The following is a 21,454-nucleotide window of genomic DNA, read 5'->3' as shown; positions in this document are numbered from 1 at the left end:
TCAAACCCTCGGCACCCGGCACGCCTCGCCCGAGGTGAAGCCCTGGTCGACGATGCCCAGCGCGTGGTTGATCCGGCTGCGCTGGTTCTCCAGCGCGATCAGGTACGTCAGCTCGATCACCCCGACATGCCCCAGCTCGGCGTCCAACTCCGCCACCTGCTCATCGGTGACAGTGGTGGGCGTGGCGGTCATGGCATCGGCGTACGCCAGCGCCTTGCGTTCGATCTCGCTGTAGCGCGACGACGTCTCGTAGTCGTCGATGTCCCGCAACCGCTCGATGTCCAGGCCCTGCATGCGCTGCAACATGGTCCCGAAGTCGACGCACCACGAGCAGCCCAGCACCACGGCGACCCGGTACTGCACCAGGTGCCGCAAGCTCACCGGCAGCGTCGTCGCCGTCCGCTCCACCGCGAGCTCGTGCACGGCACCGGCCTTGAGCAGCCCTCGGTGCTGGGCGAAAACCCCGTACGGCTCGGGCACCGCGCCGTAGCGGCGCTTGGCGAACCAGTACACGCCGCGCACCAGCAGGCCGGCCTGATCATTGCTCACCACAGGAATCCTCGTCATAACCATGGGACGAGGAGCCCGGCGCGAGTGTGACAGCTACGGATGCACGACCCGGGCGACGAAGTACGGCACACCGGTCTGCCGGTGCCGGACGACGACGAGGAACGGCCGGTCCACGTCCACCACAACCGGTTCCGCCGGCATGGCCATGGACATCGTCCGCATGACCACGGCGGTCGCGGCGGCGCCCTCAAGTCCCTGCTCGTCGAACTTGAGTACCGACTCGTGCAGCACGTCGTCCACGTACAGGCGCGGATCGGGGCACAGCCGGGTCAGCCCGGCCTGTCCGGGCTTGAACAGCAGGTGCACGCCCAGGTCCAGCAGCGGGTGCTTGATGCTGGCCCGGGTGCTGACGTTGATCCTCGGCATGGTCAGCTGCACCCGCTGCGACGACGTCGTGTCGAGCAGATCGGCCAGCTTCGCGGCGTCGAGCGCCGGCTCGGCCTCGGTCAGCGGCCCGTCCGGCAGCAGCAGGACCGCGTCCACTCCACCAGCCGCCGGCAGCACGACCACCTGCCAGCCGTCGCGGTGGCCATAGCCCAGCCGCTGCGTCTGCCGCATGCTCGGCGGTTCGTACGTGCCGGTCGGCGCGTGGAACGGCCGCGGCGCGGTGGCGCCGTCGGTGAACGGGTGCTGCCAGGCGACCTTCAGGTACAGGGCGTTGACCAGGGCGGCGACCGTCATCGGCTTGATGCTGCCCGGCGGGATCAGCTCCGGGATCAGGCCGCGCGTGGTCTCCGCGACGTCGGTGTTGATCAGCTTCCTGGCGTCCTCCGGCGCGTCGGCGAACGGCGCGCCCTTGACCGAGCCGTTGGGCCAGCGCGCCAGCTCGTCGGCGAACTCCCGCCGGATCGGCAGGTCCTCGACCGCCCACAGGGTGTTGGACACGGCCAGCACCGGCGGATCGCCGTGCCCGGTGTCGTCCAACTCGGCCGCCGCCGCCAGCTGGGCGGCCTGCGCCCGCAGCTCACCCGCACGGTCACCGGCCGAGCCGCGCACGCCACCCGTCGTGCCGCCGCCGGCCAGTACCGGATCGCCGAGCAGCGAGCCGACGAGCTCGTCCCGGCTGGCGCCCTCGGCAGCCTCCGCGGTCAGCCCGAGGGCGCTCAGCACCGAGAACGGCGACCAGCACAGGTCGTTGTCCGGATCGGGGTCGACCGCACGGTGCAGGGCGAGGGTGAACGCCAGGTCCACGACACCTCCTGGAGTGGGGGGTGTCCCGAGTCTGCCATCCGCCTGCCGCTAACGCCGTGGGTCGCGCAATTTGACGTTCGCAGATTCCTCCGGAAGTGGTCGCGCACCGGCCCCACGCGGCCCGTTCGGCCGCGGAACCCGCGGCTCACGGACACCCGCCGCGCCGCCGCCCGACCCTTCGCCACCCCTTCGGGTGACACCGGCCGACACCCGGCGGCCGAACAGCCGCCGCAGCCCTCGCCGCACTGCTCGAGCTATACCCATGACACCGAGAGTCCCACCGGACCGGCCGGTGGAACCAGCGGTTCACCGCAGGCAGAACCGGTCGTACCAAGCAACTGCTTGCCCATCGGTCAGCGAGGCCAACTGATCGACGACCACCCGCAGCCGCGCGGCATCGTCACCGGCCGCCAGCCACGCCGGCCGAAACGCCGGATCGAGCGCATCCGGCGCCTGCTCGGACAGCACCTCGGCCAGCTCCACCAGCTGCTGCCGCTGCACCCGCTGCAAGGCCAACCGATGCGGATCGCTCATCACGTAGTGCAGAGCCACGGCCTTGAGCAGCGCCACCTCGGCCGCGACCAGCGCCGGCACGGCCAGGTCGGCGTCATACCGGCTGAGCGGCCCGTCACCGTGCAGGCGCCGCGTCTCGGTAATCGCCGCCGCGGCGAACCGGCCGACCAGCTCGCTGGTCAGCACCTTCAATGCCACCTGCGCACCCAGCGACCCGTCGTAGTCGTCCTCGGCCAGCTCGGCGACAGCCGGCAGCCGCAACAGCTCGGTCGCCGCATCCTCCAACGCGCCCACCGGCTCGTCGGAGAAGTGCTTGGCGGCCAACTGAGCCACCGCGGCCCGCTCCACCGGACTGGCCAGCTCGCTCAGCGAGATGCGCCCGGACAGCACGCCGTCCTCGACGTCGTGCACCGAGTAGGCGACGTCGTCGGCCCAGTCCATGACCTGGGCCTCCAGGCACCGCCGACGCTCCGGCGCACCCTCCCGCACCCACTCGAAGACCGACACGTCGTCCTCGTACACGCCGAACTTGACCACGCCGGCCGTCCGCGGCCACGGGTACTTCGTGGCAGCGTCCAGCGACGCCCGGGTCAGGTTCAGCCCGTAGCCGCGGCCGTCGGCCAGCACCTTCGGCTCCAGCCGGGTCAGGATGCGCAGCGTCTGCGCGTTGCCCTCGAAGCCGCCACACGGCTCCGCGATCACGTGCAGCGCCCGCTCCCCGTTGTGCCCGAACGGCGGGTGCCCGATGTCGTGCGCCAGCCCGGCCGTGTCCACCACGTCCGGGTCGCACCCCAGCTCGGCCCCGATACCCCGGCCGATCTGCGCGACCTCGAGCGAGTGCGTCAGCCGCGTCCGCGGCACGTCGCCCTCACCCGGCCCGACCACCTGCGTCTTGCCGGCCAGCCGGCGCAGCGCCGCCGAGTGCAGCACGCGCGCCCGGTCCCGGGAGAACGCGCTGCGCTGCTCGGCCAGCGAGCCCGGCAGGGCCGCCAGCTTCGGCGCGTCCGGCAGCAGGCGGGCGGTGTCGTGCTCGGTGTAGCCGCCGGTCAACTGGCGCTCGCCCCGAACTCGTCGGCCGGCGCCCGGGACAGCCGGTAGAACAGCAGCGCCCCGGTCTCCCGGACGATCTGGCTGAACTGCGTCTCCCGCGTCCGCACCATCGGACCGGTGTGGGTCGGTGACACGTTGGCGTCGATGCCGCTGTCCCGCGCCATGATCTGGGCCCGGAACGAGTGCCAGGGATCGCTCACCAGCACCGCCGAGCTCCAGCCGTGGTTGCGGTAGACCGGGGCCACCGCCCGCAGGCTCTCCAGCGTGTCGCTGCCGGTGCCGACGGAGATGATCCGGTCCTGCGGAACCCCGTTGTCGGCCAACCACATCTGGCCCGACTCGGCCTCCGTGTAGTGGTCGCCCGGCTGCCGGCCGCCGACGGTGAGCACGTACTTCACCACACCGTCGTCGTACAGCGTCTTGGCGTGCTGGAGCCTGGCCTCGAGCGCGTCCGACGGCGTGCCGTCGTACTGCGCCGCACCGAGCACGATCGCGACGTCCACCGGCGACCGGTCGTCCAGCCGCGCCACCTGCCAGACCCGCACGGCTGTGCCGCCGATCACCAGTCCGGCCACGAGGAGCGCGCCCAGCACGACCCGCAGAAACACCCGGCGCACGGTCGACCCACTCACGGGGCCCATCGTGTCACAGCCAGCCGCGCTCCTCCGCGAGGCGGGCTGCCTCGGCCCGGGTCCTGGCCCCGGTCTTGCCGATGGCCGACGACAGATGGTTGCGCACCGTGCCCTCCGACAGGTGCAAGGTCCTGGCCACATCCGACACCGTGCCGCCGTCACTGGCGGCGAGCAACACCTCCCTCTCCCGTTCGGTCAGCGGGCTCGCCCCGCTGGCCAGCGATTCCGCGGCAAGCGCGGGATCGACCACCCGCAGCCCGGCGTGCACCCGCCGGACCGCTTCCACCAACTGCTCCGGCGGCGCGTCCTTGACCACGAATCCGGCCGCACCAGCGGCCATCGCCCGCGACAGATAGCCGGGCCGGCCGAAGGTGGTGCACACCACCACCCGGCAGCCGGGCATCGCCTTGCGCAACTCCGCGGCCGCGGTCAGCCCGTCCTTGCCGGGCATCTGCACGTCCAGCAGCGCGACATCCGGACTGGTGCGCCGCGCCGCCGGCACCACCTCGTCGCCTGAACCGACCTCGGCCACGACCTCGATGTCCGACTCGATGCTGAGCATCGCCGCCAGCGCGCCGCGCACGAGCGCCTGATCGTCGGCCAGCAGAACCCTGATCACGACGGCACTGCCACTCTCAACCGAAAACCTCCTTCCGCGCACGGCCCGGTGTCGATCCGACCACCGATGCCCGCCACGCGCTCGACCAGACCGCTGTCCACTCCACCACTGTCCGCGACCGGCACGCAGGCTGTGCCGTTGTCGCGCACCTCCAGCCAGGACTCGCCCAGCCGGACCTCGCACCGCGTCGCGCCGGACGCGCGCCGCAGCACCGCCGTGACACCGTCGCGCAGCGCGTACGCGAAGGCCTCCCGGTAAGCAGGCGCCACCCGGTCCACCGCCGTCGGCAGGTCGGCCGTGATGCCGGCCGCCTCCAACGCCGCCCGCGCACCGACGACCTCGGCAGCCAGCGAGGCAGTGCGGTAACCAGACACGGTCGCCCGTACCTGCGTCACCGCCTCGCGGGCCAGGTCCTCGACCTCACGGACGTTCGCCACCGGCGTGTCACCCCGTTCCAGCTCGACGCACACCGAGCCGGCTTTCGCGGTGATCGCGGCCAGGCTGCGGCCGAGATCCTCGCGCAACTCCTCGGCCAGCCGCGCGCGCTCCTGCGCAGCGGCCAGCCGGGCGATCTCCTCCTGCGCCGTCGCCAGCGCGTAGTTGGCCCGGATCAACCGGCCCATGAACCAGGTCGCCGCGAACACGGCGGCGAGCATCACCCAGTCGCTGAACAGGAAGTCGACGCCCAGGTTCACGGTGATGAGGACAGCCAGCGCGGTCAGCGTCGGCAGGCCGACCGCGAACGCCAGTCCGGTCGGCAGCATGATGGCGACCAGCGAGAGCCCGTAGACGAACGTCCACGAGGACGTCAGCCCGAGCAACACCACCAGTGCCGTCGGCAGCGCGAGCAGGAACGCCGTGAACACCAGCTTCCACCGCAGGCGCAGGCGCCACATCCGGCTGGCCGCCACCACGTACAGCACCGCGTAGACGGCGAACCCGGCCAGTCCGGCGGCGATGAGCTCCGTTGGTCGGCCGCTGGTGACCAGCTGCCACAGGCTCGGCACCGCGAACAACAGGAAGAAGCAGCTCAGGAGCCAGCCCGGCTCCGCATCGAATCGCGGCTCGCTCATACGGCGACCTCCACCCGCAACCGGAAGCCCTGGCTGGGCATCGGTCCCGCCTCGAGTCGGCCGCCGATCCCGGTCAGCCGCTCGGAAAGCCCGGACAGGCCGTTGCCGCCGCCGGCCACGCGGGACGGCTGCGTCGCCGCCGGCCCGGGGTCGCCGTCGTCACGGACCTCGAGCCAGCTGTCGCCGAGGCGCACCTCGCACCGAGTGGCGCCCGCGCTGTGCCGCAACACATTCGTCACGCCTTCACGCAAGGCGAACGCGAACGCCTCCTGATAGGCGGGTTCGACGTCGTCGACCGCGAGTGGGAAGTCGGCGTCGATGCCGGCTGCCCGCAGTGCTTCCTTGGCACCGACCAACTCGGCCGCCAGCGACGCCGCCCGTACCCCGGACACCGTCGCCGTGATGTCAGCCAAAGCCTGACGGGACAACCGTTCCACGTCGCGCATCTCGACCAGCGCACGGTCGGTCGCGACGCCGGCTTCGAGCATGCGCCGGGCCAGTCCGGCCTTGACGGTGACCGTGGTCAGGCTGTGCCCCAACACGTCGTGCAGATCGCGGGCGATACGGCTGCGTTCGTCCGCGACGGCCAGCGCGGTGACCTGGTCCCGGGCCAGCCGCAACGCGCCGTTGATGTCCACCATGTGCACCACGGACCGGCACAGGATGGCCACCGAGACCAGGATCACCAACAATCCCAGGTAGCTGCTCGGCAGCACGACCGCCAGCGCCACGAACACGGTGCCGGACAAGGCGATCAGCCACCAGCCCCGCACGATCACGGAGCACAGCGCGAAAGCCCAGATGAAGATGTACGGCGTCGCCACCGGCGACAGCGCGGCCGCCAACCCCATGTACGCGACACCGACGGGGAGCTGCCAGGCCTGCGACCTCCCCCACACCACGAGCGGCAGCACCACGTAGCCGAAGCCGTAGACCACGATGCCGGCGACGACGAGCGCGGTCAGCCACACCGGGCGGTCGAGGCCGAACTGCCCGATCAGGCTCGGCACCATGAACAGGTCGAAGAAGCAGGCCGTAAGAACCCAGCCCCGGTGATTGTCCCGGACGGTCTGATCGGTCATACCGGCACCGGCCTCGACACGCTGGCCCGCAACAGGAAACCGCCGCCCGGCACCGGACCGGCGTCGATGCGGCCGCCGATCGCGGCCAGCCGGTCGGCCAACCCGGTCAGGCCGGCCCCACCGCCGTCCACACGCGACGCCCCCGCGTCCACAGTGGCCGCGCCGTTGTCCCGAACCTCAAGCCAGGACTCCCCCAGCCGGACCTCGCAATTCGTCGCACCGCTGTGCCGCAACACGTTGGTGACCCCCTCCCGCAGCACATAGGCGAACGACTCCTGGTACTCGGGCAACACGTTGTCCACGGCACGAGGCAGGTCGGCGGCGATGCCGGCCGACGCCAGCGCCGCACGCGCTCCCGCGACCTCGGCGCTCAGCGACGCGCTCCGGTAGCCCGACAGCGTGGCCCGCACTTCCGACAAGGCCTGCCGGGACAACTGCTCGGCCTCTCCGACCTCGATGATCAACCGCTCCACCTCCCCCGGTCTCGTCTCCAGCAGCCTGCGGATCAGCCCCAGCTTCAGCGTCACCGTGGTCAGGCTGTGCCCAAGCACGTCATGCACGTCACGGGCCACCCTGGCCCGCTCCTCGGCGACCGCGAGCCGGGCCACCTCCCGGTTGGCCTCCCGCAGATCGCCGCCGACCTTGTGGAAACTCGTGATGCCGATGGTCAGCGCGACCATCAACGCGAGGTTCCCCCAGTCCGGTCCGTCCGGCGCCAGCGCCGATGCGATGAACGCGACGGCGGTGATGCCGCTCGCGACCACGACCGACGCGGGCCGTGGCAACAGAATGGCACTGAGGGCGAGCGCGTAGATGAGCAAGATCGACGGGCCTGGCCAGTCGAGCCACAGCGTGGCCAGGCCGAGGGCCGTGGCCAGGGCGACATACCACACTTTCGGCCCGGTCCGCTCGGAGCTGGAGAGCCAGGTGCCGAGCGGGTAGCTGAGCAGGTAGGCGATCGTCACCGCCAGCTGCGCCGCCTTCAGCCCGATCGGCACGTCCGAGCGGGCGATGTCCACCACACCCGGCACCGACCAGGACAGGAACACGAACGAGAAGGCGGTCGCGCCCACGCGCCGCCGGCGGTCGGCCTTGTCGCCGTCCGCCGGATCCGAGGTGCACCGGTCGCCCATGCGCATCACGTTAGGGCAGGAGGCGGACAGTCCCCCATGACAACTGGCATGGTCCCCGGCGTAGCTGACAGGATCCGGCCATGGCAGCCGATCAACCGACCATCGTGGCGACCTCGGGCGGATGGGTCCGCGGCGAGCGGACCGAGCTGGAGTTCGGGCCGCTGATCCGGCTCGCCCTGGACCTGTCCGGGGCGACCGGCCGACCGCGGCTGTGCCACGTCGGCACGGCCAACGGGGACAGCCGCGGCACCAACGCGATGGTGAACGAGGCCGGCCGGGTCGCCGGCGTCGAGGTGTCCAACCTGAACCTGTTCCCGATGCCGCCGACCGAGGACCTGGCCGGTTTCGTGCTCGACCACGACGTGGTGTGGGTCAACGGCGGCTCGGTGGCCAACCTGCTCGCGGTCTGGCAGGTGCACGGCCTCGGCGAGGTGATGCACGCGGCCTGGGAGGCCGGCGTCGTGCTCGGCGGGGTCTCAGCCGGCTCGATCTGCTGGTACACCGGCGGCGTGACCGACTCGTTCGGCCCGAACCTGCGGGTCGTGACGAACGGCCTCGGGCTGCTGCCCTACTCCAGCGGCGTGCACCTGGACTCCGAGGAGCAGCGCCGACCGACGATTCACGAGGCCGTGGCGTCGGGAAAGCTGACCGACACGCACTGCACCGACGACGGCGCCGGCCTCGTCTACCACGGCACCGAGCTGGTCGAGGCCGTCTCGGAGCGCAAGCGCGGCGGCGCCTACCTGGTGCGCCGAAATGAGGCGAGCGGCGAGGTCGTCGAGACGGCCTTCGACGTCCGTCGCCTCTGACTCACGCCCGTGCCGGCTCGGTGACCTGCTGCGCCGAGGCCGGCACGATCCGCTCCAGCAGCCGCATCCCGGCCAGCGCGGCCAGGTTGAGCAGGGCCAACCCCAGCCACGGCAAGGCCCGGTGCAGCTCGAACAGCGTGGTGAAGAAGGCCGGCGCGATCATGCCGGCGATGACGAAGGAGTACTGGAACACGGCCAGATAGCGGCCACGCGCCGCGGGCGGCGACAACGCCGTGGCCAGGGCCATCGACACCGGGGCATGCAGCACGTCGGCGGCCGTGTAGAGCAGGCTGGCCACGACCAGCGCCGGAATCACCCAACCGGGTTGGTTCGGCACCAGCCCCGCGAACGCCACGCACCAGGCCGCCCACAGGCCCGCGGCCGCGATCAGCACCCGGGTCCGCCGGTACGGGGCGAGCCTTTTGATCACCGGCGCACTCAGCGCGGCCAGCAGGAACGTGTTTCCGGCGAGGACGAGCGGACTCAACCACGGCGGTCCGTCGATGCCGTTCTTCACCAGCACCGGCAGCCCCAGTGCGAGCATGCCGGTGCTGACAGCAAACACGGTGTTGATGGCCGAGAACGCAACAAAAGGCCGATCTCGCATCATGGTCGCGTAGCCGACGGCCGCGTCCTTCTCGTGCGCACGGCGCGGAGCCCGCACGACTGCCCCGATCGCGATCCCGGCCAGCAGATAGCAGACGGCGGAGCCGTCGGACAGCAGGCGGTAGAAGGCGTCACTGCCGCCGGCGACGGCGATGCCGGTGATCAGGCCGCCGATGCCGAGACCACCCGTTCGGGTCATGTTGGCCCACGCGTACCAGCTGTCCTTGCTCATGGTCGACGTGCTGCCGTCGGCATAGTCCGCGACGGCGGTGAACACGCAGGACCAGAAGAACCGGACCCCGATCGAGACCAGGGCCGACGCCAGGAAGATGCCGACCGGCTCGTGCACCCGGCCGTAGGCGATGAAGCCGGCGCCCTGGGCCAGCTGGGATGCGACGACCAGCGGCAATGGGCCGATCCGGTCGGCCAGCCACCCGGCCAGCATCGGCACCGGCAGCGTCAGCGCGGTCGCGGCGCTGAGCAGGAGGCCGATCAGGGCCAGCGGCACCGGGGTCAGCTGGGGAAAGTAGATGAGCGAGAGCGGCATGAACATGCCGTTGCCGACCGAGTCGAGGACAAGAGCTGACAGCAGCACGACACCGCCGCGGCTGCGCTGCACCGACACGAAGTCCCCCTTGGTTGCGCGTCCGGCCACGAAACACGCGGTGACAGCCCACCTTCTCGCCGGATGCGAGTCCTCGTCAACTCCACTGGCAAACCCACCAGCCTAGCGCAGGCCGTCCGCCGGACCGTCCGATGTGGATCTTCGAGGGCGAAGTTGTCCACAGGGGCCGAGTTGTCCACAGATCGCCTCTTCGCGGCTTCGGCCGATGGGGCGGAGGGGGAGGGTGGGCCCATGCACACATGCGCCGCGAGCGGGACGCACATTCCGCTCGACAAGCTCTACGGGCTGTTCCCGCACCGCATCGCCCGTGCGGAGCAGCTGGCTCAGCTCGGTGTCCCGCTCAGTTCCGCGTACCGGAGGTGCCGGGACGCCGGCCCGTGGCAGCGCATCCTGCCCGGGGTGTTCCTGCTCGGGAACTCGCCGCCGACACTGGCGCAGATGGTGCAGGCGGCCCTGCGCTACGCCGAGCCCGGCGGGTTGCTGACCGGACGGCACGCCCTGATGCTGCACGGCATGCGAGTCGCCGCACCGCCCCCGCGCAGCCCGGTGCAGGTCCTCATCTCGGACCGGCGGTCGCTGAAGGGAACGTCCGAGGTGCGGGTGGAGCGCACCTGCAGGATGCCGACAGCCATGATGCGCAAGGGTTTCCTGGTGGTGCCGCCGGAACGGGCGCTGGTCGACACGATCCGCGGCTTCGGCAACCCCGAGCAGATCCGCCCACTGATCACCGAGGCGATCTGGGAACACGGCCTGTCGCCCCAGGTGATCAGGGCCGAGCTCGACGCCGGCAACAGCCGGGGCAGCGCACTGCCCCGGCGCGTGCTGGCCGAGGTGGTCGGCGGCATCCGGACCGAGACCGAAGCGCTGGTCGCGACGCTGGTCGCCGTCGCCCGGTTGCCCCGACCACAGTGGAACATGCAGGTGGACGGGGCCGACGACGCCTACCTCGGCCCGGTCAGCGCCTGGTGGGACGACGTGGCCATGGCGCTGGACATCGACCTGGCCGAGCACCCGTTCGAGCACACCGTCGACCGGCACGGCGCGCTCACCGCCGCCGGCGTGGTGGTGTTACCCACCAGGCCGGAACGCATCAGGAGCTCACAGGAGAAGTTCGTCCAGCAGCTCAAGCAGGCCTACGAGTGGGCGGCCAGCCGCGACCGCCCGCCGGTAACCGCCAGCGCTCAGCACCCGAGGAGCTGCGGTGCCAAGTAGGCCTCCAGCCGGTCCATCGACACCCGCTCCTGGGTCATCGAGTCGCGCTCCCGCACCGTCACCGCGTGGTCGGTCAGCGTGTCGAAGTCCACCGTGACGCAGAACGGCGTGCCGATCTCGTCCTGCCGGCGGTAACGGCGGCCGATGGCGCCCGCGTCGTCGAAGTCGACGTTCCAGTTGCGGCGCAGCGCCGCCGCGAGGTCCTTGGCCTTCGGCGACAGGTCGGCGTTGCGGGACAGCGGCAGCACCGCCACCTTCACCGGCGCCAGCCTGCGGTCCAGCCGCAGCACCAGCCGCTTGTCCACGCCGCCCTTGGCGTTGGGCGCCTCGTCCTCCGTGTAGGCGTCCAGCAGGAACGCCATCATCGGGCGGCCGACGCCGGCGGCCGGCTCGATCACGAACGGCCGGTAGCGGGAGTTGGTGGCCTGGTCGAAGTAGGACAGGTCGACGCCCGAGTGGTTGGCGTGCGTGGTCAGGTCGAAGTCGGTGCGGTTGGCGATGCCCTCCAACTCGCCCCATTCCTGGCCGGCGAAGACGAACCGGTACTCGATGTCCACGGTCCGCTTCGAGTAGTGCGACAGCTTCTCCTTGGGGTGCTCGTAGAGCCGGAGGTTGTCGCGGTTCACGCCGAGGTCGGTGTACCAGCGCAGGCGCTCGTCGATCCAGTATTGGTGCCATTCCTCGTCGCTGCCCGGCTCGACGAAGAACTCCATCTCCATCTGCTCGAACTCGCGGGTGCGGAAGATGAAGTTGCCGGGGGTGATCTCGTTGCGGAACGACTTGCCGATCTGGCCGATGCCGAACGGCGGCTTCTTGCGGGAGGTGGTGATGACGTTGAGGAAGTTGACGAAGATGCCCTGCGCGGTCTCCGGGCGCAGGTAGTACAGGCCCTCCGCGGACTCGACCGGGCCGAGGTGGGTCTTGAGCAGGCCGTTGAACATCTTCGGTTCGGTGTACTGGCCGCGGTTGCCGCAGTTGGGGCAGGGCACGTCCGACAGGTCGTTGTCCGCGACCGGCTTGCCGGTGCGCTCGGCGTACTCCTCGGCGAGGTGGTCCGCGCGGAACCGGCGGTGGCAGGAGTTGCACTCCACCAACGGGTCCACGAACGCGTCGATGTGGCCGGACGCGGCCCACACCTCACGTGGCAGGATCACCGACGAGTCAAGGCCGACCACGTCGTCGCGGCCCTGCACCATGGTGCGCCACCAGGCGCGCTTGATGTTGTCCTTGAGCTCGACGCCGAGCGGCCCGTAGTCCCACGCCGACCTGGTGCCCCCGTAGATCTCTCCGCACGGGTACACGAAACCCCTGCGCTTGCAGAGGCTGACGACGGCGTCGATGCGGTCCGCGGGCACGCCAAACTCCATCCGGCCGAGACGGGAACTGACAGGCAATTCCTGGGAAGGGAGCAAGAATAGTCGCTGCGTCCACCGTGACGGCGAGGCAGGGCCGCTACGGACGGGTGACCAGGGTGGCCACCGCGAAGCGGTTGTCGTCGTAGCCCTCGTTGCCGCCGACGAACTCTCCGCCGCAGGTGGCGAGCACCAGTCGGTGGTCGCCGTCCAGGCCGTAGAGCTGCTTGGCCCGGTTGGGCAGATCGGCCTTGGCCACGGTGACCAACTGGGTTATCCGGTACACCCAGTTGCGGCCCTTGCTGTCCATGACGGTGATCGGCTGACCGACCTGGTCCTGCCACAGCTCGGCGAACGGGCCGGTGCGGCCCTGCCAGTTCACGTGGCCGGCCAGGAGGGTGGCGCCGACCGGTGCACCGAGGGTGGCGCCCCACCAGGTGGCCTGGTCGAGCCGCTCCGGGACGGACATGGTGCCGTCCTTGCTCACCTGAGCGGCGATCAGCTCGGCGGTGCCGCCGCCGGGCAGGTGCACGGTGCCGGTGGTCGGCACGCCGGTGGGCTTGGCCGGAGTTGTGGTGCCGGCAGCGGCGTCGCCGCCCAGCGGCGCGGCTCCCGTGGTCGCCGGTGTGGCCGCGGTGTGCGACGAGTCGTCCGATGGGACGAGGAACAGGAGACCGACAACGAGTGCGACAACGGCGATGGCAGCCGAGGACAACAGAACGATCCGTCGTCTCGGCATGGCCCGCTCCCCTTCGTGCCGACTACCGCTGATTGTCTCTCAGCGGGGTTCGGCCGGCCCAGCCGCTTCGCCGAGCCGGACCGTGCCGGCGTCGCCGGCCAACAGGCTCACATGCTCGTCGGCGTGGCCGTCGGCGGCCGAGACCGTCAGCTCGAAGGCGGCCGGCTCGTCGGCCAAGGCACGGGACAGCAGCGGGACCACGACCTCGCGGACCGGGAACGGCGACATGGCCCGCCGGTAGGCGACCACCGAGTCGAACTCGACGACCAGGACCCAGCGGTCCGCTGCGTCGGTCGCCCGGCCGAGCCGGCCGGTGCGGCAGCCGCGCTGTGCGGTGAGCAGCTCGAGGGCGTGACGGGCAGTGGCGGTGAACTCGGCCGCCTCGGCCTCGGGCACCTCGAACCGGCAGACCAGCAGCACGGTCGCCCTCCTCGGGTCGGGTCGGCGGTCGGTTATGGTGGCGCATCCTCGCATCAGCGGGGGCTCGCCCGCCGCCGGGGTGCGGCCGGCGCTGCGACGTCGGCGGATCGAGTGGGGACATGGCCGGAGGACAGCAACCGGGACGTGGTCGGCGCGACCTGAAGGCGCCGCTGCTGCCGGGTAGCGGGCCGCTGGCCCGGGTGCCGGCGGCGGCCGTGTTCGGGCTCGTGCTGGTGCTGTTCGTGGTCGGTGTCGTGGTGCGCGGGCCGGTGGGCGCCGGGCTGCTCGCCGTGCTGGCGCTGGTCGTCCTCGGCCTGCTCGGAGCCACCTGGCGGGTGCTGTCGACCGCCGACCGGGTGCTGCGGATCGTGGTGTTCGTGATCCTGGTCGGGGTGCTCGTCTCGGTGCTCCGCTAGCCGCTCCGATAGCATCTGCTTCGATAACCATTATCAGCACCGCCGGCAGCGGACCACCTCGTTCGCCTACCATGGTGGTTACGACCGACTGGTCTTCCGCCCTGTTGCCTGCCGTGCCGGAGAGGACGATGCCCCCAGTGAGCCCGGACGCCGCGACCCCCGTCCCGGAGCGTCCGGCCGCCCATGCCGGGGGCGTGACCGCGCTGGCCGAGGCCCATGTGCATGCGCCGCGTGAGCTGGGCCCCACCTCCGCCCCGCGACGCACCGCCGGCACCCTGACCGCCGCCGGCGATCTGCTGCGAGCGCTGGCCGCTCCGGTGCGTATCGCCATCGTGCTTCAGCTGCGGGAGGGCGAGCGCTGCGTGCACGAGCTCGTGGACGCCCTGGCCGTGGCCCAGCCGTTGATCAGCCAGCACCTCCGGGTGCTCAAGTCGGCCGGCGTCGTGCACGGCGAGCGGCATGGCCGGGAGGTCATGTACCGACTGGTCGACGAGCACCTGGCGCACATCGTGGTGGACGCCGTCACCCACGTCGAGGAGGGCGGCTCGGCCGTCCGGGGCGAGCAGCGGGAGGAAGCGTGACCACCAGCGAGCGCCCGTCGGCCACCGTGCCCGGGCTGCGGGCCACCAAGCAGCGGGCCGCCGTGTCCAAGCTGCTGGACCAGCTCGACGACTTCCGGTCCGCCCAAGACCTGCACGAGGAGCTGCGGCGGCGCGGCGAGGGCATCGGGCTGACCACCGTGTACCGGACCCTCCAGTCCCTCGCCGACGCCGGCGAGGTCGACGTGTTGCGCACCGACAGCGGCGAGGCCATCTACCGCCGCTGCTCCAGCCACCACCACCATCACCTGGTCTGCCGGGTCTGCGGCCGCACCGTCGAGGTCGAGGGGCCGGCGGTGGAGAAGTGGGCCGACCGCATCGCCGCCGAGAACGGCTTCAGCGAGGTCAGCCACACCGTGGAGATCTTCGGCACCTGCGCCGGCTGCACCCGCTGACCTGCCTCACTCCATGATCGGCCGCACCTCGACCCGTCCGAAGCGGGCGTCCGGAAAGCGCGCCGCGAGCTCGATCGCACGGTCGATGTCGGCGCAGTCGAGCACGAAGTAGCCGGCCATCTGCTCCTTGGACTCCACGAAGGGGCCGTCGGTGGTCATCATCTCGCCGTCCCGCACCGTCACCACGCGCGTCGTTGCCGGCTCCGCGAGCGGCGTGGCCGAGACGAGTTCACCCGACTCCGACATCTCGCGCATCAGGTCGCCGAACTGGGTGTCCATCTCGTCCCGTTCGGCCGGCACGGCGGACCGGTAGTACTCGGAGTGCGCGAACGTGGGATGCGCCCAGCTGGTCGGGTTGCTGTAGATCAGAACCAGGTACTTCACGGTGGTCTCCTGGGCAGTGGCTGGGTCGAGCGGGTGGGCTCGATCGGACGGCTGGGTGGGCACGGGGCGCGGGGCTGGCATCAGCGGAGGTCGGTCAGGTTAGGGCTTGGCCGGTCAGCACGCCCGGCGGGTCGGGGCCGAGGCGTCGCCGCCGGGGCGGCACGACCGGCGGAGCGCACGGCTGGTGAAACGGCCACCGCAGCAGTGCGACTGGCGACACGACCGGTGGGGCGCCGTCGGCGGGGCGGGGCGACCGGTAGTGCAGTACGGGACGGCGTTTGTGGCTGGGGCGGCATGTGCGTCAGGCGCGGAGCTGGGCGAAGAACTGCCTGATGTCCTTGAGCCACAAGTCGGGTGCTTGTTGGGAGGCGTAGTGGCCGCCGCGGTCGTAGGTGTGCCAGGAAACGATGTTGGCGTGGTCGCGGCGGACGTAGGTGGGGATGGCCTGGGCGTCGTAAGGGAACTGGGCCAGGCCGAGGGGCACGGTGGTGGGAACGCGAGGCAGCGGGTCGCGGTGATCCTCCAGGTAGATGCGAGGAGCGGTGCCGGCGGTGCGGGTGAGCCAGTGGATGGCGACGTGGGTGAGCAGCGCATCGGGATCTAGACCGCCCATGACCTGGCTGTTCCAAGCGAGGAGACCGACGGGGGAATCGGTGAGGGCGTAGGCGAGGGTCTGGGGCTGCTCGGCGTGCACATGGTGGTACGAGGCCATCGTGCGCTGGAAGTGGCGAAGCCCGGCGACGAGGGCTTGCTCCTCGGGAGGCAGCAGGGCGACGCTGGCGGGCTCGACGGAAGGCGGGTAGTAGGGCACATCGCCTTCGGGACCGGAGAAGATCTGGGTGACATGCACGCCGACGACGGAGTCGGGGGCGGTGCGGCCGATCTCGGGTGAGATGACGGAGCCCCAATCGTTGCCGGCGGCGCCGTAGCGGTCGTAGCCGAGGCGAGCCATGAGCGTGGCCCAAGCGGCGGCGATGCGGCGAGGACTCCAACCGGCATCCGGGCCGGGGCTGGACCAGCCGAAGCCGGGCAGTGAGGGAATCACCAGGTGGAAGGCGATGGCGGGGTCGAGGCCATGGGCCCGAGGATCGGTGAGCGGACCGATGACGTCGAGGTACTCGGCAACGGAGCCGGGCCAGCCGTGGGTGAGGATCAGCGGCAGAGCGTCGGGTTCGGGCGAGCGGACGTGCAGGAAGTGCACGGTGGCGCCGTCGATGACGGTGGTGAACTGCGGATGGGCGTTGAGCCGGGCCTCGAGGTCCCGCCAAGAGAAGCCGTCACGCCAGTGCTCGACGAGTTTGCGGATGTCGGCGCCGGAGACGCCGTAATCGTCGCCGGGCGGCTCGGGAGCCCAGCGGACCCGGGCTAGCCGGTCACGCAGGTCGGCCAGCTCGGCGTCGGGGACCTCGATGCGAAACGTCTCCATGGTCGGCTCCTCGGCGTCGGGCGCTCTCACACCCCACAGTCGGAGCCGACGGCGGCTTCTCTACATCAGTACTCGTACGGATCGCTCGGCGTGCCGATCTTCTTGACGGTGGCGGTGTCGAACACCGGCACGTAGTTGTCGGCCTGCACGGCCGAGTCGGGGCGCACCTGCCCGGTGACGGTGATCCACTGGTCATCGGCGAGGCCCTCGACGCCGACCAGGCGGGCCTTGACCGGCATGGCGTCGGCGGCGCAGCAGGTGATCACTAGCCGCGCCACGTAGACGCCGGCGGCGTCGTGGACGACGAAGCCGGTCAGCTCCAGCGTGCGACCGTTGAGCGAGTTGGTGGCGTCCCACGCGGCGCGGGTCGCGACGTCGGCCATCCGCATCGGCACCACGGCCCCGGCCGGCAGCGGCGGGAACTTGGTCTTGATCACCTGGTCCTGCCGCTGCTCGCTGGCCACCGTCCGACCACCGGCCCGGTTGACCGAGTCGGCACCGAGCGCGGGCGGGGCGATGAGGAAGATCGCCAGCACCGGCATCAGCAACATCCACGCGCTGCGGGCGGCACCGTGCGAGTGGCCATGGCCGTCGTCGTGGGCGTGGCCAGAGGCGAGGACGAGGTCGCCGCGGGGATGGTCGTGCTCGGCCACGGCGACGCCGGCGGCCGCACCGGAACTGGCGAGGTCGGAGTCGGTGGAAGCGATTTCTGAGGCGTGGGCGGCGCGGCGGGCCTTGAGGATGTCGGTGGCGATGGCGACTCCGGCCAGTACGACCATGACCGTGCCGGACACGATGAGCCAGGGCTGGAGGCCCGGCTTGACGTAGTTCAGGTAGGTGCCGTTCAGGGCGATCTTGAGCAGGGCACCGCCGAGCAGCACCAGCAGGATGTTCTGGGTCTCGCGCCTCATCCGACGCCTCCCAACAGGACGAGGCCGGCGAGCGTGCCGCACACCACGGCGACGGCGAAGACGAGCGGGGCGAAACGAAGGGCGAAGGCCTTGCCGAAGGTGCCGGCCTGCAAGGCGATGAGCTTGACGTCCACAGCGGGACCGACGACGAGGAACACCAAGCGGGGCAACAGCGGCAGGGCGGACAGTGAGGCGGCGACGAAGGCGTCGGCCTCGCTGCAGATGGCCAGCACGACGGCGAGCAGGGCCATCACGAGGATGCCGAGAACCCATTGCCCGGAAAGGGATTCCAGCAGGGTGGACGGCACGAGCACGTTCAGCGCGGCGGCGGTGAGGCCGCCGATGACGAGGAAGCCGCCGGCCTCGACCAGGTCGTGCCGCGCGGTCTCGGCGAAGACCGCCCACCGGGAGCCTTCGCCGGAAGGAAGTCGCTCCAGGGCCCGCGCGGCGATCCACGACGCCTTCCCGAAGCGCGCCCACAGCCAGCCCGTGACCACGGCCGTCAACAGAGAGCCGGCAAAACGGGCCAGCACCATCTCCGGCCGGCCGGGGAAGGCGACCGCCGTCGCGACCAGCACGACAGGGTTCACGGCCGGCGCGGCCAACAGGAAGGCCAGGGCCACAGAGGGGGCAACGCCCTGCTGCATAAGCCGCCGGGCCACCGGCACCGAAGCACACTCGCAGCCCGGCAGCGCGACGCCTGCCAGTCCCGCAACCGGCACCGCAAACGCCGACCGCCGCGGCAATACCCGACGCAGGGCTTCCGCCGGCAGGAAGGCCGCGATGGCCCCGCTGATCAGGGTGCCGAGCACGAGGAACGGCATCGCCTGCACGCACACCGCGACAAAAACGGTCGCGCCGGTCCGCAGCGCCGGGAGGTCGAGGGCGTCGACCAGCTGGCCCTGGAACACCAGGGCCAGCACGAGCACGACGCACAACACCTCGAGCGAGGTGATCCGCCGACGCGGCGGGTGGACGGCGAGCCGCTCCTCGGTGGCGGTCATCCTTCGACGCTGGCCAAGAGGTCGGCGCGCAGCTGCGAGGCGGTGGACACGACCAGCATGAGGATGGTGGACAACGGCGACGGGTCGAGGTTGTCGGCGGGGAAGGCGTAGCGGAGGGTGACGTCCATGCCCCGGTCGGTGTGCACGACGCCGAGGGTGCCGAAAAGGCCCTGACCGGCGCGTTCGGCGGCGGAGACGGCCAAGGCGGGGTCGTCCGGGAGGTCCCAGGCCACCACGCAGGTGAGGCTGAGCATGGTGAGGCCCTCGGCGAACTGCATGGCCTGCACGGCGCAGGGGACGTCGCCATGGCGGAAGCTCAACGCCCCGTCGTCGTCGACGTGGACCTCGTGGAACAGCTCGAGGGCCTCCCGGGCGGAAGTGAGCAGGCGGGCGGTGGTCTGCGCCTCGTCGTCGGTCATCGGGTGGCCTCCTGAAGGTCCTCGGTGGGAGCGTCCTCGGCGCCGCCGAAACGACGGTCCCGTCGGGCATACGCCTCGCAGGCGGCCCAGAGGTCACGCCGGTCGAAGTCGGGCCACAAGATGTCCTGGAACACGAGCTCGGCGTACGCGGACTGCCACAGCATGAAGTTGGAGATGCGCTGCTCGCCGGACGGCCGGATGAACAGGTCGACGTCGGGCATGTCGGCGTGGTAGAGGTGCTTGGCCAGGGTGCGCTCGTCGACCTTGTCGGGGTTGAGCTTGCCCGCGGCGACCAGCCGGGCGACCTCGCGGGCGGCGTCGCCGATCTCGGCCCGGCCGCCGTAGTTGACGCACATGGTCAGGTTGAGCACGTCGTTGTTGCGCGTGCGCTCCTCGGCCTTCTGGAGCTCGTTGACCACGCTGGGCCACAGCTTCGGCTTGCGCCCGGCCCACCGGATCCGCACGCCCATCTCGTCGAGCTCGTCGGTCCGCCGGTGGATGACGTCCCGGTTGAAGTTCATCAGGAACTTCACCTCGTCGGGGCTGCGCTTCCAGTTCTCGGTGGAGAACGCGTACAGCGAGATCCACTTCACGCCGAGCTCGATCGCGCCCTTGGCCACGTCGAGCACGACGGCCTCGCCGCGCTTGTGCCCCTCGACCCGGGACAACCCGCGCTGATTGGCCCAGCGGCCGTTGCCGTCCATCACCAGGGCCACGTGCTTGGGCACGAACTCCAGCGGGATCTGGGGCGGACGCGCGCCACTGGAGTGCGGGTCGGGCGGCCTCACGGTGGGGTCGTTGCGTCCGCGCAGCTGCCTACGCAGCATCAGGCCTGCTCCTCACGATCGGGACGGGGATGCCTCCATCCTGCCCGAACCGTCGAAGCGCAGTCCCATCACGGTCCCGTCGCCGGGCTGTTCCAGGATCTCGAAGCCCAGAGTGTGGTAGAAGGCGATGGCCCGGGTGTTGCTCTGCGACGTGGTCAGATGCACGCCGGGCGACCCGGCGGCTCGCTGCACGTCGAACAGCGCGGCCAGCAGTTTCGTGCCCCAGCCCTGCCGCCGGGCGCGGGCGTCGAGGTTGATGTGCAGGTGCGACGGATAGTCGGCGGCGGCGGCCGGCAGGAAGCGTTCCGGGTTGTGCAGCGACAGCACGAGCGACTCGTACCGGCTGGTCTCCTGCGTCGGCTTCGGATACCGATCGGCAAACAGGGGCGTGTACTCCTCCCGCCACCGCCGGTAGAAGTCCACCGTGTCCACCGCGCCGACGGTGAAGCCGGCGACGCCGTCGGAGTCCTCGATGACGAAGCACAGCTCGGGCGCCAACACGAAGTACGGGTCGGCGAAGATGTAGCCGATCAGGTCCACGTCGTCGAGGTCACGCTGCGTGGCGGTCTCCACGCAGATGTCGTGCACGGCCTTGCGGTCGCCTGGCTCAGCCTGCCGCAGGATCAAGGTGGTTCTCCCCGTTGGTTGACGTTCCGCCACCACCATCTTGATCTGGGCCGCGAGGCGGTCGATGGCGGTGGCCGACACGCGGCGCTCGACCAGCGGCAGCGAGTGCAGCTGCCGTTCCAGGTGCCATTGCAGATGCGCGGCGACCAGGCCGCTGGCCTCGCGCTTGCTGGACGGCGGCGTGCGGTCGACCAACGCCCAGTCACCGTGGGTGAGGGCGTCGAGCAGGCTCAGCGTCTCCCCGGCCGGGCTGGCCGAGCCGGGCGGGCGGCAGGTGCCGCACACGGAGCCGCCGGCGGGCACGTTGAAGGCGGCGTGCGGGCCGGGGGTGCCACAACGGGCGCATTCGCTGACGGCCGGCGCCCAGCCGGCGAAACCCATGGCGCGCAACAGGAAGGCGTCCAACACCAGGCCGGCTTCACGCTGCCGGTCGGCCAGCGCCCGCAGCGCGCCGACGACGAGCATGTACAGCCGCAGCACCGGCTCGCCCTCTTCGGCGGTGAGCCGGTCGGCGGTCTCCAGGACCGCGCAGGCCGCCGTGTACCGGGCGTAGTCGTCGACCAGGCCGACGCCGAAGGCGTCGACGGTCTCCACCTGGGTGATCACGTCCAGCGTGCGCCCGGTGTAGAACTGCACGTCGACGTGGCAGAACGGCTCGAGCCGGGCGCCGAAGCGGGAGGACGTGCGCCGCACGCCCTTGGCGACGGCGCGGATCTTGCCGTGCCGCTGGGACAGCAGGGTGATGATCCGGTCGGCCTCACCGAGCTTCTGCACCCGCAGCACGACGCACGTGTCTCGGTACAGGCTCACGGACCGATTA

The 21,454-nt window shown here is 71.0% G+C and carries 24 protein-coding genes and 1 pseudogene; 5 read left to right on the top strand and 20 right to left on the bottom strand.

Translation table 11 applies throughout. The features are described 5' to 3' along the window. The 8 genes from M3Q35_RS44400 to M3Q35_RS44365 all read right to left on the bottom strand — a co-directional run bounded on the left by M3Q35_RS44400 (position 1) and on the right by M3Q35_RS44365 (position 7,863). Positions 1–567 (bottom strand): carboxymuconolactone decarboxylase family protein, encoded by a 567-nt coding sequence (locus tag M3Q35_RS44400; RefSeq protein ID WP_273938604.1) that lies wholly within the window; start codon positions 565–567, stop codon positions 1–3. Positions 568–603: 36 nt separating this feature from the next. Further along, entirely contained in the window at positions 604–1,761 is a 1,158-nt protein-coding gene (locus M3Q35_RS44395) for a serpin family protein (RefSeq protein WP_273938603.1), read from the bottom strand. 306 nt (positions 1,762–2,067) lie between these two features. Then, positions 2,068–3,324: a deoxyguanosinetriphosphate triphosphohydrolase gene (locus M3Q35_RS44390; RefSeq protein WP_273938602.1), complete on the bottom strand. Its 1,257-nt coding sequence runs from the start codon at positions 3,322–3,324 to the stop codon at positions 2,068–2,070. Further along, entirely contained in the window at positions 3,321–3,965 is a 645-nt protein-coding gene (locus tag M3Q35_RS44385) for a YdcF family protein (RefSeq protein WP_273938601.1), read from the bottom strand. The genes M3Q35_RS44390 and M3Q35_RS44385 overlap by 4 nt, the downstream gene beginning before the upstream one ends. Before the next feature lie 4 nt (positions 3,966–3,969). Beyond that, positions 3,970–4,575, bottom strand: a complete 606-nt coding sequence (locus M3Q35_RS44380) for a response regulator transcription factor (protein WP_273938600.1) — start codon at positions 4,573–4,575, stop codon at positions 3,970–3,972. Beyond that, positions 4,572–5,648: a sensor histidine kinase gene (locus tag M3Q35_RS44375; RefSeq protein WP_273938598.1), complete on the bottom strand. Its 1,077-nt coding sequence runs from the start codon at positions 5,646–5,648 to the stop codon at positions 4,572–4,574. Before M3Q35_RS44375 ends, M3Q35_RS44380 begins: the two co-directional genes overlap by 4 nt. Next, on the bottom strand, positions 5,645–6,730 hold the full coding sequence (locus M3Q35_RS44370; protein WP_273938596.1) for a sensor histidine kinase: 1,086 nt from the start codon (positions 6,728–6,730) through the stop codon (positions 5,645–5,647). The genes M3Q35_RS44375 and M3Q35_RS44370 overlap by 4 nt, the downstream gene beginning before the upstream one ends. Next, positions 6,727–7,863, bottom strand: a complete 1,137-nt coding sequence (locus M3Q35_RS44365; RefSeq protein ID WP_273938595.1) for a sensor histidine kinase — start codon at positions 7,861–7,863, stop codon at positions 6,727–6,729. The genes M3Q35_RS44370 and M3Q35_RS44365 overlap by 4 nt, the downstream gene beginning before the upstream one ends. 80 nt (positions 7,864–7,943) lie before the next feature. On the opposite strand from M3Q35_RS44365, the gene M3Q35_RS44360 reads away from it, so the two are divergent. Next, positions 7,944–8,672 (top strand): Type 1 glutamine amidotransferase-like domain-containing protein, encoded by a 729-nt coding sequence (locus tag M3Q35_RS44360; protein WP_273938594.1) that lies wholly within the window; start codon positions 7,944–7,946, stop codon positions 8,670–8,672. A 1-nt stretch (position 8,673) separates the two neighbouring features. On the opposite strand, the gene M3Q35_RS44355 is transcribed toward M3Q35_RS44360, so the two are convergent. Beyond that, positions 8,674–9,933, bottom strand: a complete 1,260-nt coding sequence (locus M3Q35_RS44355; protein ID WP_273938593.1) for an MFS transporter — start codon at positions 9,931–9,933, stop codon at positions 8,674–8,676. 201 nt (positions 9,934–10,134) lie between these two features. Between M3Q35_RS44355 and M3Q35_RS44350 the strand changes: the two genes are divergently transcribed. Beyond that, the gene (locus M3Q35_RS44350) at positions 10,135–11,115 is read left to right on the top strand and encodes a hypothetical protein (RefSeq protein WP_273938592.1); all 981 of its coding nucleotides are present in this window, start codon (positions 10,135–10,137) and stop codon (positions 11,113–11,115) included. Here the strand turns inward: M3Q35_RS44350 and M3Q35_RS44345 are convergent. From M3Q35_RS44345 to M3Q35_RS44335, 3 genes are all read right to left on the bottom strand, one after another. After that, complete coding sequence (locus M3Q35_RS44345; RefSeq protein ID WP_273938591.1) at positions 11,085–12,470, bottom strand: glycine--tRNA ligase; 1,386 nt, start codon at positions 12,468–12,470, stop codon at positions 11,085–11,087. The two genes, M3Q35_RS44350 and M3Q35_RS44345, sit on opposite strands and share 31 nt — an antisense overlap. A 97-nt stretch (positions 12,471–12,567) precedes the next feature. Beyond that, on the bottom strand, positions 12,568–13,206 hold the full coding sequence (locus M3Q35_RS44340; RefSeq protein WP_273938590.1) for a class F sortase: 639 nt from the start codon (positions 13,204–13,206) through the stop codon (positions 12,568–12,570). Positions 13,207–13,245: 39 nt separating this feature from the next. Beyond that, on the bottom strand, positions 13,246–13,626 hold the full coding sequence (locus M3Q35_RS44335; protein WP_273938589.1) for an antibiotic biosynthesis monooxygenase: 381 nt from the start codon (positions 13,624–13,626) through the stop codon (positions 13,246–13,248). Between the two features lie 119 nt (positions 13,627–13,745). Between M3Q35_RS44335 and M3Q35_RS44330 the strand changes: the two genes are divergently transcribed. The 3 genes from M3Q35_RS44330 to M3Q35_RS44320 all read left to right on the top strand — a co-directional run bounded on the left by M3Q35_RS44330 (position 13,746) and on the right by M3Q35_RS44320 (position 15,036). Then, entirely contained in the window at positions 13,746–14,042 is a 297-nt protein-coding gene (locus M3Q35_RS44330; RefSeq protein ID WP_273938588.1) for a hypothetical protein, read from the top strand. 128 nt (positions 14,043–14,170) lie between these two features. Continuing rightward, on the top strand, positions 14,171–14,623 hold the full coding sequence (locus tag M3Q35_RS44325; RefSeq protein WP_273938587.1) for an ArsR/SmtB family transcription factor: 453 nt from the start codon (positions 14,171–14,173) through the stop codon (positions 14,621–14,623). Beyond that, a complete protein-coding gene (locus M3Q35_RS44320) occupies positions 14,620–15,036 on the top strand; it encodes a Fur family transcriptional regulator (protein WP_273938586.1) in 417 nt (138 codons plus the stop codon). The genes M3Q35_RS44325 and M3Q35_RS44320 overlap by 4 nt, the downstream gene beginning before the upstream one ends. Positions 15,037–15,042: 6 nt before the next feature. On the opposite strand, the gene M3Q35_RS44315 is transcribed toward M3Q35_RS44320, so the two are convergent. The 8 genes and pseudogenes from M3Q35_RS44315 to recO all read right to left on the bottom strand — a co-directional run. Then, a complete protein-coding gene (locus M3Q35_RS44315; RefSeq protein WP_273938585.1) occupies positions 15,043–15,420 on the bottom strand; it encodes a YciI family protein in 378 nt (125 codons plus the stop codon). A 301-nt stretch (positions 15,421–15,721) separates the two neighbouring features. After that, positions 15,722–16,846 carry an epoxide hydrolase family protein gene (locus tag M3Q35_RS44310; RefSeq protein ID WP_273938584.1) on the bottom strand — a complete coding sequence of 375 codons (1,125 nt, stop codon included), beginning with the start codon at positions 16,844–16,846 and terminating at the stop codon, positions 15,722–15,724. Positions 16,847–16,911: 65 nt separating this feature from the next. Then, the gene (locus M3Q35_RS44305; RefSeq protein WP_273938583.1) at positions 16,912–17,757 is read right to left on the bottom strand and encodes a TIGR03943 family putative permease subunit; all 846 of its coding nucleotides are present in this window, start codon (positions 17,755–17,757) and stop codon (positions 16,912–16,914) included. Beyond that, positions 17,754–18,761, bottom strand: coding sequence for a permease (locus M3Q35_RS44300; RefSeq protein ID WP_273938582.1), 1,008 nt, complete (start codon positions 18,759–18,761; stop codon positions 17,754–17,756). The genes M3Q35_RS44305 and M3Q35_RS44300 overlap by 4 nt, the downstream gene beginning before the upstream one ends. Next, entirely contained in the window at positions 18,758–19,180 is a 423-nt protein-coding gene (locus M3Q35_RS44295; RefSeq protein WP_273938581.1) for a hypothetical protein, read from the bottom strand. The genes M3Q35_RS44300 and M3Q35_RS44295 overlap by 4 nt, the downstream gene beginning before the upstream one ends. Beyond that, complete coding sequence (locus tag M3Q35_RS44290; protein WP_273938580.1) at positions 19,177–20,007, bottom strand: isoprenyl transferase; 831 nt, start codon at positions 20,005–20,007, stop codon at positions 19,177–19,179. The genes M3Q35_RS44295 and M3Q35_RS44290 overlap by 4 nt, the downstream gene beginning before the upstream one ends. A gap of 12 nt (positions 20,008–20,019) precedes the next feature. Beyond that, a complete protein-coding gene (locus M3Q35_RS44285) occupies positions 20,020–20,673 on the bottom strand; it encodes a GNAT family N-acetyltransferase (protein WP_273944705.1) in 654 nt (217 codons plus the stop codon). Positions 20,674–20,718: 45 nt separating this feature from the next. Then, positions 20,719–21,444: pseudogene (gene recO, locus M3Q35_RS44280) on the bottom strand (DNA repair protein RecO); the annotation flags it as partial. Between the last annotated feature and the right edge of the window lie 10 nt (positions 21,445–21,454).

It is taken from the genome of Kutzneria chonburiensis, assembly GCF_028622115.1.
Classification (GTDB): Bacteria; Actinomycetota; Actinomycetes; order Mycobacteriales; family Pseudonocardiaceae; genus Kutzneria; species Kutzneria chonburiensis.
The sequence above is the reverse complement of the archived record's forward strand: the minus strand, read 5'-3'. Positions and strand labels throughout refer to the sequence as shown.